The organism is Corynebacterium sp. UBA2622 (genome assembly GCF_002339505.1).
GTDB lineage: Bacteria > Actinomycetota > Actinomycetes > Mycobacteriales > Mycobacteriaceae > Corynebacterium.
Genome location: NZ_DDJO01000002.1, coordinates 58,556 through 70,741, shown reverse-complemented (window position 1 = coordinate 70,741; position 12,186 = coordinate 58,556). Strand labels below are relative to the sequence as shown.

Annotated in this window: 11 protein-coding genes; 10 read left to right on the top strand and 1 reads right to left on the bottom strand. The window is 69.1% G+C overall.

Translation table 11 applies throughout. The features are described 5' to 3' along the window. On the bottom strand, positions 1-1,320 hold the full coding sequence (gene eccD, locus B3611_RS00800; RefSeq protein ID WP_291313186.1) for a type VII secretion integral membrane protein EccD: 1,320 nt from the start codon (positions 1,318-1,320) through the stop codon (positions 1-3). Between the two features lie 173 nt (positions 1,321-1,493). Here eccD and eccCa point away from each other — a divergent pair, with 173 nt between their 5' ends. The 10 genes from eccCa (at position 1,494) to B3611_RS00750 (ending at position 12,167) form a co-directional block, all read left to right on the top strand. After that, on the top strand, positions 1,494-5,120 hold the full coding sequence (gene eccCa, locus B3611_RS00795; protein WP_291313185.1) for a type VII secretion protein EccCa: 3,627 nt from the start codon (positions 1,494-1,496) through the stop codon (positions 5,118-5,120). Then, positions 5,117-6,127, top strand: coding sequence for a type VII secretion-associated protein (locus B3611_RS00790; RefSeq protein ID WP_291313184.1), 1,011 nt, complete (start codon positions 5,117-5,119; stop codon positions 6,125-6,127). The genes eccCa and B3611_RS00790 overlap by 4 nt, the downstream gene beginning before the upstream one ends. 141 nt (positions 6,128-6,268) lie before the next feature. After that, positions 6,269-6,580 (top strand): WXG100 family type VII secretion target, encoded by a 312-nt coding sequence (locus B3611_RS00785; protein WP_291313183.1) that lies wholly within the window; start codon positions 6,269-6,271, stop codon positions 6,578-6,580. 81 nt (positions 6,581-6,661) lie between these two features. Next, positions 6,662-6,961 carry a WXG100 family type VII secretion target gene (locus B3611_RS00780; protein WP_414646276.1) on the top strand — a complete coding sequence of 100 codons (300 nt, stop codon included), beginning with the start codon at positions 6,662-6,664 and terminating at the stop codon, positions 6,959-6,961. 387 nt (positions 6,962-7,348) lie between these two features. After that, positions 7,349-7,792, top strand: coding sequence for a 50S ribosomal protein L13 (gene rplM / locus B3611_RS00775; protein WP_291313182.1), 444 nt, complete (start codon positions 7,349-7,351; stop codon positions 7,790-7,792). Further along, positions 7,792-8,340, top strand: coding sequence for a 30S ribosomal protein S9 (gene rpsI / locus B3611_RS00770; protein WP_291313181.1), 549 nt, complete (start codon positions 7,792-7,794; stop codon positions 8,338-8,340). The genes rplM and rpsI overlap by 1 nt, the downstream gene beginning before the upstream one ends. 178 nt (positions 8,341-8,518) lie before the next feature. After that, the gene (glmM, locus tag B3611_RS00765; protein WP_291313180.1) at positions 8,519-9,862 is read left to right on the top strand and encodes a phosphoglucosamine mutase; all 1,344 of its coding nucleotides are present in this window, start codon (positions 8,519-8,521) and stop codon (positions 9,860-9,862) included. Positions 9,863-10,132: 270 nt separating this feature from the next. Further along, on the top strand, positions 10,133-10,303 hold the full coding sequence (locus B3611_RS00760) for a hypothetical protein (protein WP_291313179.1): 171 nt from the start codon (positions 10,133-10,135) through the stop codon (positions 10,301-10,303). 8 nt (positions 10,304-10,311) lie between these two features. Continuing rightward, the gene (locus tag B3611_RS00755) at positions 10,312-11,922 is read left to right on the top strand and encodes a hypothetical protein (protein ID WP_291313178.1); all 1,611 of its coding nucleotides are present in this window, start codon (positions 10,312-10,314) and stop codon (positions 11,920-11,922) included. Beyond that, the gene (locus B3611_RS00750) at positions 11,922-12,167 is read left to right on the top strand and encodes a hypothetical protein (RefSeq protein ID WP_291313177.1); all 246 of its coding nucleotides are present in this window, start codon (positions 11,922-11,924) and stop codon (positions 12,165-12,167) included. The genes B3611_RS00755 and B3611_RS00750 overlap by 1 nt, the downstream gene beginning before the upstream one ends. Positions 12,168-12,186 lie beyond the last annotated feature (19 nt).

Below are 12,186 nucleotides of genomic sequence, written 5' to 3'. Positions count from 1 at the left end.
CTAGAGCCCCCTCACCAGGTCGAACGCCCCGGTGACGTGGACCGCCACGGGCAGGGACGCGATGAGGGCGGCCGCCTCAGCTCGCTCGAACCAGACGAGGGCGGTGGGTTCGAGGTCCGGTACCCGCGGGGCCCAGAGCACCGCAGAGGCGCATGTCAGGCCGAGCGCCACCGCCAAGACCGGGACCGCGGGGTGCGCCGGGGTCTGCTGAGCCGCCGCGAGCCCGCAGGCGAGGGCGGCGGACAGGGATACCGAAGTCAGGGCGGCGCGGGGGACGGGGTAGTGCAGGCGCGCCGCGTGGAAAGCCACGGCACCGAGGGTGCACAGACACATGACGGTGGGCCACCCGCCGCCCGCGAGCCCCAGCGCGAGCAGGGCGGGCGCCGCCACCGCGCCCGCCCCGGCCGTGATGCCGGCAGCGATTGAGCGGGCGCGCCGGGCCCGCAAGTCGACGTCCGTCTGGTAACCGTCCGACAGGGAAAATTCCTCGCCGGCGGTGGGAATACGCGGAACCCGCAGACCCGCGAGCCGGGTTGCCGCACCCGGGGCCGCCGCAACGGCCAGGAGGGAACCCAGGCCCGCTACGGCGGGAGGGGCATCGGGGGAGGGCAGCCACGCGCCCGCCGCGGCAGGGGTGGCGAGCACCGGGACGGTGAGGAGGGCGGAGGCGGTGGCGGCGTCGAGGACTCTGAGCAGGGCACCGGACCCGCCGAGCAGGGCGAGCACTGCAGCGGCGGAAAGGGCGCCGATCGCCGGGTCCGTGGGTGAGGCCCATTCCGCCGGGGCACCCGCCACCCACGTACCGCACCCCGCGGCGGTGCTCAGGGCACCGAGGACGTAGAGAACCCGCGAGCGGGTGAAGAACCCCAGGAACAGCAGTGGGGCGGCGGCAACTGCGAACGCGCCGGGGGCACCCGCCACGGGTAGTGCCGCGGCGGCCAGCACGGCGCAGCCCACCGCTGAGGCCGCGGTGTCGGCACCGGGGAGCCGGGGCGTTTCCTCGGCGGCCGCCGCGAGGGATTCTGCGGCGTCGCGAACCACCGGCGGATCAACGGGCTCCTGCGGGCGGAGGACGAGCACGCTGCCGTCGCGAAGCTTGAGCTGGTAGAGCGGGGTGTGCATGTCCAGGGGGACACCGGCGGCGGTCGTGGCCTGCCAGGGCCGGTGGGCGGCCGGGAGCTCCACGAGGCGGGAGAGCTCCGGGAGGATTTCCCCGAGCGATGACGAGGTGGGGAGCGTGAGATCCACGTCCCGGTGGAAGGAAACGACGTCGACGCGGACGGTGACTCGGACAATGTGGTGCGCCGAAGTGGCAACCATGAAAACCCCCGAAAATGCAATTGTGGACGCGTGGTGCTGCCGCGGCGACCCCCGTTGCCGCGCACACCCGATCATTATTGCCTAGGATGTGGGGCGCGTCCACAGCAACGGGGGCCGGTTCGGGGTGGGCCGGCGGCTGTGGAGGGGAAACACAAAAAGGGGGGGGGTTACCCGTGCTCGGGCTCGACCACAACGCCGTCGTGGCACCTCTGCCGCCGCACGCCGCCGACCCGGCTCCACCGCTGCCGTCCGGCACGCTGGCTGCCGAAGCGGTGCCGGCGGCGCGGAAGGAGGTTGTCCAGCCGCTGATCAAGATCCTCATGCCGCTGGTCATGCTCGCCGCGGTGGGGGCCGTGGTGGCGGTCATGCTGCTCTCGGGGCGGGGAATGAGCCCGATGATGATGCTTTTTCCGCTGATGATGCTCTTCAGCGTCCTCATGATGGTCAACCCGCCGGAGAAGAGCGGGGACATCGACGAGGTGCGGCGGGTCTACCTGCGCCATCTCGACGCACTCACCGCCCGGGCCCGCGCCAACGGCCGCAGGCAGAGGGAGCATTACCTCCACTTCCACCCCGATCCGGCGCAGCTCGTTTCCGCCATACCGACGACGCGGGTGTGGGAGCGCGGTCCCGACTCACCGCGCTCCGGGGAGGTGCGGCTCGGAGTCGGTGCGAGCGCGCTCTGCACACCCGTCGAGGTGGCGGACCCCGGGTCCCCCGAGGACCTCGACCCGGTCTGCGCCGTCAGCCTGCGCCGCGCCGTGGCGGCGGTGAGCACTGTGCCGGGGACGCCCATCGTGGTCCAGCTGGCCGCCTTCCCCGCTCTCACGCTGGCGGGCCCCGGTGCGTTCGCGCTGGCCCGGTCCGTCGTTGCGCAGCTGGCCTTCTTCCACGGCCCGGAGACGGTAGGCCTGGTCAACCACCACCCGGACCCCTCCCTGGGCTGGATGAAGTGGCTACCGCACACGAAGGAGCCGGAGGCCGCCCACCTCACTGTCGCGCTTTCCGACGCAGCCGGTGCCCACGCAGCGCTCGCCGAGCGCGAGGTCGACTGCGTCATCGTGGTTGACGGGGATCCCGACTACTTCGTTGACGACGACGCATTCCACCTCGTCTGCGACTCGACCATCCGCGCCCGCACGGAGGCGGGAGAGGAGATGCTGGGAGTCCCGGACGCGCTCCGGGGTGAGGAGGCGGAGCTCATTGCGCGGCACCTCGCGTTTTACCGTCGCCCCGCCGAGGCCGGGGACAGTTCGCGCACCGGGTTGCTCGGCCTGCTCGGGATAGAGGACATCGACCGGCTGGACGGCCACACCATGTGGGGAGGACGGGAGGGAACGCGCCAGCGCCTCAACGTTCCCGTCGGTGCGACCCCCGAGGGCCGTCCCGTCTACCTCGATCTGAAGGAGGCCGCGCACGGCGGGATGGGGCCGCACGGGCTGTGCATCGGGGCGACCGGCAGCGGGAAGAGCGAATTCCTCCGCACCCTCGTCATCGCCCTCGCCGCGACGCACTCACCGGAGGAGCTCAACCTCGTGCTGGTGGACTTCAAGGGGGGCGCCACCTTCCTGGGCTGCGAGGACCTGCCGCACACATCGGCCGTGATCACCAACCTCGAGGACGAGTCGGTGCTGGTCGAGCGCATGTATGACGCGATCTCGGGCGAGCTGAACCGGCGCCAGGAGCTTCTGCGCGCAGCGGGCAATTTCACCAACATCACGGATTACTCCGCCGCGCGGGCGGGGCGGCAAGGCGAGCTTGATCCGCTTCCCTCGCTGGTGATCGTGGTCGATGAGTTCTCCGAGCTCCTCAGCCAGCACCCGCACTTCGCGGACCTCTTCGTCGCCGTCGGCCGGCTGGGCCGCTCGCTGGGGGTGCACCTCCTGCTCGCCTCGCAGCGCCTCGAGGAGGGCCGCCTGCGCGGCCTCGACTCCCACCTGTCCTATCGAATCGGTTTGAAGACCTTCTCGGCGGCGGAGTCGCGCCAGGTCCTCGGGGTGCCGGATGCGCACCAGCTGCCCTCCGAACCGGGCTCGGGTTATCTTAAGGCCGGGCCGGGGGAGCTGACGAGGTTCCGCGCGGCCTACGTGTCGGGTCCGCTCGTCAGGCGCGTCGAAAAGCGGGGTGCAACCCCGCACCACCGCGTGCGGTTGTTCACGGGCTGGGACGACCACGAAACCGGCGCCGCGCGCGAGGAGGACACCGAGGAATACATCGACGGGTCGACGACGCTCCTCGCCGCGGTTGTCGGGGCTGCCGTGCGCACCGCCAAAGAGCGCGGCCAGTCCGCGCACGCGGTGTGGTTGCCGCCGCTTCCAGCAGAAATCGAACTCGCGGCCGTCTGTGAGGAGGCGGGACCCCTGCGCGCCGTGATCGGTCTGACCGACGAACCCTACAGGCAGCGCCAGGACCATCTCGTGCTCGACCTTTCCGTTTCGGGCGGGCACACCGCCATCTCCGGAGGCCCCCAGACCGGCAAGTCCATGGCCGTGCGAACCATCATCTCGTCCCTGGCCGCCACGCACTCCACGGAGCAGGTTGCCTTCTACGTCATCGATGCCGGATCGGGGAACCTTGCCGATCTCGAACTGCTCCCGCACGTCGCGGGGGTCGCGGTCCGCGAGGACGAGGAACGGGTGCGCCGCGTCGTCGATGAGGTCACGGCACTCCTGGATGACGGGCCCGTGGTGGCCGGGCGGCACGTCGTGCTGGCCGTCGACGGGTGGCACAACGTGACGGGCAGCGACTCGACCCTGGCGGACCTGCGTGAACCCCTGACCCGCCTCGCTGCCGATGGGCCCGCCGCGGGAATCCACCTCCTTCTCACCACCCAGCGGTGGAACGCCGTGCGCGCCAACGTGCGCGACCTCATCGGCACCCGACTTGAACTCCGGCTGACGGAGCCCCACGACTCGCTCATCGACCGCAAGGCCCAGGCCGCCCTCCCCGCGCTACCGGGTCGAGGCCTCTCCCCGGACGGCACGCCGATGCTCCTGGCCTCGACGCAGAAGCAGGACATCGCCCACATCGCCGCCCGCGCTGCGTCCCAGCCGCCGGTGCCGAAACTGCGGGTCCTTCCACCCCATGTCGACGCGCGACCGCTTATCGACGCCCACCCCGGCGCGGTCCCCCTCGGCGTGGGCGGGCCCAGGCTCGACCCCGTCCTCTGCGAATCGGGGCACATCCTGGCGGTTGGCACCGGGGGCTGCGGAAAATCGACGCTGCTCGCATCCGCCATCTGCGCCGTCGCGGACCTACCCCGCGAGCGGGCCCGCCTGGTGATAGCGGATCCGCGGAGAACCCACCTGGGCCGCGCCCCGGAGGAGAAGGTGGCCGCGTACGCCGGTTCCGCCTCGGCGGCTGTGGACGCGCTGGCGGCCACCGCCACGACCCTCACGCAGCGTCTTCCCGGCGCGGAGGTTACCGCCGAGCAGCTCGCCCGGCGGTCATGGTGGGAGGGCCCCGACATCTGGGTGGTCCTCGACGACCTCGAACTCCTACCCGACGAAGCACTCCGCCCGCTCATCCCGCTGCTGCCGCACGCCCGAGACATCGGGCTACATGTGGTGGCGGCGCGAAAGTTCGGGGGCGTGGCGCGAGCACTCTACGGGGGGTTCCTCAGCGCGTTCCGCGACCTCGCCCCGGACGTGCTGCTTTTCGACGGCACCCGTGACGAGGGAACACTCTTCGGGGTCAAGCCCTCGGCCCAGAAGCCGGGGCGGGCAACCCACGTGCGAAACAACGAGTCCCACGGCACGGTGCAGGTTGCCGCGACCTACGCGAATGGTGGTCAGTTGTGACGACGCAGACCGGCACGCAACCGGTGCTGACCATTACGGTGACGGAGACGACCGTCGTTTTCGGAGGCGTCGCCAACGTCTACCGCTACGACCGGCCCTCCGCGGCCGACATCGCGAGCTACGTCCGCAGTCTTCTCGGCCCGGAGCCGGGCGGGGCCGTGGTGCACGTGGTGGCCGTGGAAGAAGAGGTGGACAAGCTCGACCGCGCGTTCGCCGGCTACGACATCACGCTCACTGCCGAGCGGCCGGGAGACCCACTGGACCCGGACGGCGGTGGGGTGCAGCGGGCAACCCCGCGTGCGGAGTGGGACACGGTGCAGATCACCCGCCCCAGCGCGGGCGGCGGCCCGCGGTGGGTGGAAGGCAACGGTGGGTGGATCCTCGCCGCAGCCGTCGTCGTGGTGTCCGCGGTGGCGGCGGGTGCTATCTGGGCTTCGGTGGGCCGGAGCGGGGAGGGGCCCGCGTCACCGCCGCGGGGCAGGGACGCGGTGACCGCCGCTGGGCCGGACGCGGTTGAGGACGATGGCGGGGTTGTTGCGTCGCGGGAGGGGGAGTGGGCGAGCGATGGTCCCGCCGAGCCTCCCACGATGGTTGTCGAGCGGCAGGGGTTGCGGGTCGAGTTGCCCGCCGGATTTTCTCTCGTTCCGGACGGCGGGATGTGGCGGGCCACGGGTGGTGACCCGAATTTCCGCCTGCAGATTGCGGTGGACGAACTCTTCCAGCTCCCGCCCGCGGAGATGCTCGAACAGGTGCTGCTGGACATCGAAAGGGACCCGGAGGTGGAGCTGGTGGGCAACGACGGCGGTGTCGTCATGTATCTCCAACGCGCCCCGGACGGGTCCGAGACCCTGTGGCGTACGTGGGCGGACGGGGGCAGGCAGCTGTTCGTGGGGTGCCACACCCGCTACGCACCGACGACGGTGCAGCAGGCGACATGCCGGATGGCGATGGCGTCGGCGGCCTTCGATTCTGCCGCGGCGGGCGAAGCTGCTTCTCACACGGGGTGAGAGAAAGTAGGCCGGGCCCGGGAACCGCTGGACCGCTTTCGCAGTCCAATACGGGGGCGAGGTTGAAATGCGCGAGCATAACCTCCCAGGAAACAGCGGTGTCCGCGCCGCAGATACACGACAACAAGGGGGATGTCCGCAATGGGACAGTTCAAGACCGAAGCCGACGTTATGCGCTCGGCCGCCGAGCGCGTCGACGAGACCAACAGCAACGTCAACATCGAGATCGATCGGGTCCAGCAGGTTGCCGAGTCCACCCGCTCCTTCTGGAGCGGCGAGGCGCAGCGCAGCTTCGATGACCTCATGGTCCGCTACGACGACGCCCAGCGGCGCCTGGGGGAGGCGCTCGGGGCAATCGCCATGAACATCCGCGACAACGCCAAGAACTTCGAGGGGGTCGACGCGACCAACACGGACGACTTCCGCTCGATCTCGGCGGGCCTCGCCCTTTAACGGGCAGGCGGGGCAGCACAACACCCCGGGGTTACCTGCCCGGGACAGCGGGAACAACCCGTCAACCACATCACGCAACGCATGAAAGGACACATCATGGAAATCCGCTACGGCTTCGGTCAGCTCTCGGGTGCGGCCCAGGACATGGATGCCTCCGCCGCGAAAATCTCCGGCCAGCTCAACGACCTCAAGAGCATGCTCCAGCCGATGGTGAGCACCTGGGAAGGCGACGCCGCCGAGGCGTACGCTGCGCACCAGCAGAAGTGGGACCAGGCCGCCGGCGAGCTCAACACCATCCTGAAGACCATCGCCACCACCGTCGAGGAGGGAAACAGCCGTATGCAGGCCGTCAACGCGGCCGCCGCCGCGAGCTGGGGATGATCAGGCGGCGGCGGATAAACGTGCGGGCGGTCTCGCAATCACGGGGGTGGACGCGCAGAGGCGGCACCGCATGAAACCCGCCGCGTGACCAGCGGCTGCACCCGCGCGCTGGGGGGGGGCGGGGTGAAGTTGCGAGTGACAGTATGGGGGGGATTGGTTTGCCGCCACCGCGGTGGGGGGGCGGGTTGCCGAGGACGGGCACCCGAGCGCCGCGGTGGCGGCGAGCCGCGTTTTGGTGTTCGCAAGGCAGAAGCGTAGCCTGTAAACCCTGTGTGTTCTGCGCCTTCTGGTGCGCCTCCCGTCGGGTCTCCACCGGCCGCCGTCGGGGGTGGTCGAGCGCACTGTCTCTGGCCGGCAGCTTTCTAGACAGACTTTAAGGAGTCATGCATGTCTACTTACCACCCGAAGAGCGGTGACGTCACCCGCAAGTGGTACGTCATCGACGCAACCGACGTGGTGTTGGGCAAGCTTGCTTCCACCGCAGCCGACATCCTGCGTGGCAAGCACAAGCCGCAGTTCGCACCGAACGTCGACACCGGTGACCACGTCATCGTCATCAACGCCGACAAGATCCACATCTCGTCCAACAAGCGCGACCGCGAAATGCGCTACCGCCACTCGGGTTACCCGGGTGGTTTGAAGTCCATGACTCTGGGTCGTGCCCTCGACGAGCGCCCGGATCGCGTCATCGAGGAGGCAGTCCGCGGCATGATGCCGCACAACCGCCTCTCCCGCCAGTCCATCAAGAAGCTTCACGTCTTCGTCGGCTCCGAGCACCCCTACGCTGCTCAGAAGCCGGAAACCTTCGAGTTTAAGCAGGTGGCACAGTAATGACTGATCCGCGCAACTACGCAGAAGAGAACCTCGGCGCAACCACGGACATCGAAGCCGCCACCGCCGCCACCGAGGAGTTCAACTACACCATCGGTGACGCGGTTGCACCCGTTGCCGATGCTGAGTCTGAGCAGGTCATCGAGCCGGTGTCGCTCCACGAGGGCCCGATCCAGACCGTGGGCCGCCGCAAGCGCGCCATTGCCCGTATCACCGTCACCGAGGGTGAGGGCAAGATTGTGGTCAACGGCCGTGAGTTCGAGGAGTACTTCCCGAACAAGCTGCACCAGCAGGACATTCTGACCCCGCTGACCCTCCTCGAGCGCGAGGGCCAGTTCAACATCAAGGCCACCATCCACGGTGGCGGCCCGACCGGTCAGGCCGGTGCCCTGCGCCTGGCAATCGCCCGCGCCCTCAACCTGTACAACCCGGCTGAGCGCCCAACCCTGAAGAAGGCCGGCCTGCTCACCCGTGATGCCCGTGCAGTGGAGCGCAAGAAGGCTGGTCTGCACAAGGCACGTCGCGCACCGCAGTACTCCAAGCGTTAAACGCCGGTACTTACCGCGTGACCGCCCCGCTGGATCCCGAGGGATTCCGTTGGGGCGGTTTTGCCGTTTCCGGCCGGCCGGGGGCGATATACCGGCGTCTCCCGCGGACCCCCGGGATCGACGGGACGAGTTACGGGCACGCGCGGACCGCCACAAACCCTGGTGCATAATTGTGCCCATGACTCGTTTGTTTGGAACCGATGGTGTCCGCGGCCTCGCCAACCAGGTGCTCACCGCACCGCTGGCCCTCAAGCTGGGGGCGGCGGCGGCCACGGTGCTCACGGAAAAGGCGGGGACGGGCAAGCGCCGCCCGACCGCGATCATTGGTCGCGACCCCCGCGTCTCCGGTGAAATGCTGGCTGCTGCCATGGCGGCCGGGATGGCGTCGAAAGGCGTCGACGTGCTCCGGGTCGGGGTGATTCCCACCCCCGGCCTTGCGTTCCTCACCGACGATTACGGTGCCGAGATCGGCGTGATGATTTCCGCCTCCCACAACCCCATGCCCGACAACGGCATCAAGTTCTTCTCCGCGGGCGGAAAAAAGCTTCCTGACGTCGTGGAAGACCGCATCGAAGCGGCGATGGGGGAGCTGGATGAAACCGGCCCGACGGGCACCGGCATCGGCCGGGTCATCGAGGAGGCATCCGATGCCCAGCAGCGCTACCTGGCCCACCTGAAGGAAGTGGTCGGCACCGACCTCTCCGGCATCAAGGTGGTGGTGGATTGTGCGAACGGCGCCGCGTCCGAGGTCGCACCCAAGGCGTACGCGGCTGCGGGAGCGGACGTTGTGGCCATCTTCAACGCCCCCAACGCGTTCAACATCAACGACGGTTCCGGTTCGACGCACATGGAGCAGATCCAGCAGGCCGTGGTCGAGCACGGAGCCGACATCGGGTTGGCACACGACGGTGATGCCGACCGCTGTCTCGCCGTGGATGCACAGGGCAACATCGTCGACGGGGACCAGATCATGGCAATCCTCGCCACTGGAATGAAGGAGAAGTCCAGCCTCCACGAGAACACGCTGGTTGCCACCGTCATGAGCAACCTCGGTCTGAAGCTCGCCATGCAGCGCGAAGGCATCGAGATGAAGGAGACCAAGGTGGGTGACCGCTACGTGCTCGAGGAGCTCGGACGCGGTGGCTATTCGCTCGGCGGCGAGCAGTCCGGCCACATCGTCGTCCCGGCGCACGCCACCACCGGCGACGGGACGTTGTCGGGCCTGATGCTCATGGCCCGTATGGCGGAAACCGGTCGCAGCCTGGAGGATTTGGCGGGTGTGATGACGGTCCTGCCGCAGGTCCTGATCAATGTCCCCGTCTCCAACAAGGCACTGATCCTCGATGACGAGAACGTCCGCCGCGCCACCGACGAGGTCCAGGCGGAGCTCGGCGACTCGGGACGCGTTCTCCTCCGGCCCTCCGGCACCGAGGAGCTGTTCCGCGTCATGGTGGAAGCCTCCGACAAGGAGGTCGCTCGGAAGGTGGCGGGCCGCCTCGCCGCCGTCGTTGCAGCGGTGTAGTGCCAAGGTCGGTTTGGCGGGGTGGGGAACCCCGCGACGGGTCGGGCAGTCTAAGGGGGTGCAACTGTTTTTGCCCCTGCAGGGGCAGCCGGGCGGGCAGCCTGCCCGATCGGCCGGGGGAATGGGGGAAACATGCGTGTCCCGTTGAATGTGGAGCCGGATGCTGTGCGCTCGCATTTGGGCGTTGCCATTGACGAGCACAAACGGCTGATAGACGACCTTAAAGCCAACCTCCCGGATTTTCCGCCCGGGGCTGCCGGGGAAGGGTTCGTGTCCCACGCGGGTGCGCTGTCCCAAGCTTTGACGGACGTGCAGAAGCTCACCGTGGATTTCATGGAAAACCGGGTCGAGGCCTGGGAGAAAATCATCGCGCTTGTCGACGCCGTGGAGGAGCGCGATTCCGCCAACGCCGCCGACCTGGACGGGTGGGTGGGCCGATGAGCGGGGTGATGGGCAAGCTTGCGCGCGTCGCTGTCGACGCCAACTGTGTCCCCCTCGCCGCCCCTGGGCAGGTGGCGCGGGTCAACGACCTCACCGCCCGCATCTGTGCGGAGCACTCGAAGACCGGAGGGATGGACCTTGCCCGCGTCCGCGCCGGGGCCGACAATCTCATCCTGGCAGGTGGTCGCGGCCGCGGCAGGGGGCTTCTGCCGTCGCTGGGCAAGGGGGTCCTCGAGCGGGTCCTCGCCGACTCCCTCGCCGGCACCGTCGGTGACACCCTCACGGGGGCGGGGGAATGGTTCGACGGCATTGGGGTGGGGCCCGATGAGGTGAAAAGGGTCGAAGACGAGAGTAAACAGGGTGAGAACGTGAGCCTCTTGCGTGAGGCGGTGAACACGTGCTGCCGGGTTCTGGAGGAAGTCACCGAAACGGCCGAAGTCGCCCTCGGCATCATCATCGATCTCACGGGGGCGGTCATCGGATTGAGCCGGAGATCACCCGTCGCGCAGGTCGCGCAACTCGGCATGGATGTCGCCATCGAGGGGCTCTCGGAAGCCCTCGACATCGTGACGGACCGAAACGACTCCATCGGCGAATGTCTCGATGAGTGCCGGCGGCGGTGTGAGGAGGCGGGGGAGCACCGCCCGGCACCCGTATCCGGGTTTGATTGTCGGCCCCCCACCGCCAGCACCGGCCCCTCCGTTGCTCCGCCGGAATGCGCCACGACCCCGGCGGCGGTGAGCCCGCCTGCCACGGTCCCGGCTGGGGCCACCCCGTGCGATGTGCCGCCGCCCGCTCCTTCCGGCAGTGCCCAGCCGGTGTCCCCGCAGCCCGCCAAAGCGAACGCGGGGGTTTTGCCGGCTTTCAGCTCCGTTACGCCGCCCGGGGTGGAGTGTGCTCCCGGTGCCACCCAGCCTCCTTCCACCGCGCCCGCGGCCGCCGGGGGAGCGCAACCGGGTGCCGTCAGCCCATGGACGATCAACATCACCACGAACGTTAACGTGGATACGGGAGCCGGAGACGCCTGCCCGCCTACCGCGCAGGCTCCCACCTCCTCGCTGCCCACCTGCACCGCGTCAACAGACCCTGATGTGATGTCAGCGGTGGGAGCCGTCAACGCGAGCGGTTCAGCATCGGTGGTCAACGGAATTAGCGCCTTCCTGGCGTGCCTGGAGGAGTTTTCCGGATGCCTCGAAGGCACGCCACCGGCCGCATGCGGGACCTGCTGTGACTGCTGCAGCGACGAAGCCCAGCCGGAGCCCTGCCCGGAGCCCGAACCCTGCCCCGAACCCTGCCCCGAACCGCAGCCCGAACCCTGCCCGGAACCTGCCCCTCAGGGTCCACCACTCGGCGAGGGGACGATAGCGCCCCCGCCGGAGTTGGCCGAGGTACCGGAGCCCCCGGCCCCGGCAGAAAAAATCGCCGCCCAGACACAGGCGGCGACAACCGAGCTCGCGGCTCCCACCGAGCCCACCGCACCCACCGTGCCCACCGCACCCACCGTGTCCAATGCGCCCGAAACCGGCCCAGAGCCCGCACAACCCGCTGCCCCCGAATCGCATTCCCCCCAGGATGGGCCCGGTGATGGCCCCAGGATCAAGAAGACAGGTGGATGGTAATGGACTTCCTCGAGTTTGCCGAGCAGTACAAGCTGCGCACCGCCAAACGCATGATGGATTTCGAGGCTGCGATCAATGAGGCCCACCGCAAGATGGAGCAGGCTGGCCGCCACCAGCAGATGGTCCGTGAGCTGAACCTACGCCGACCCGTCAACGACGTGCCGCGGGGCGCCTACCGGCCCCCGCGCCGGGGAGGACGGGTTCAGGGGGTCCTCCAGCGGGATGAGCGCACCGAGGCGGAGTAGCAGAGACGAGCTGGCACCG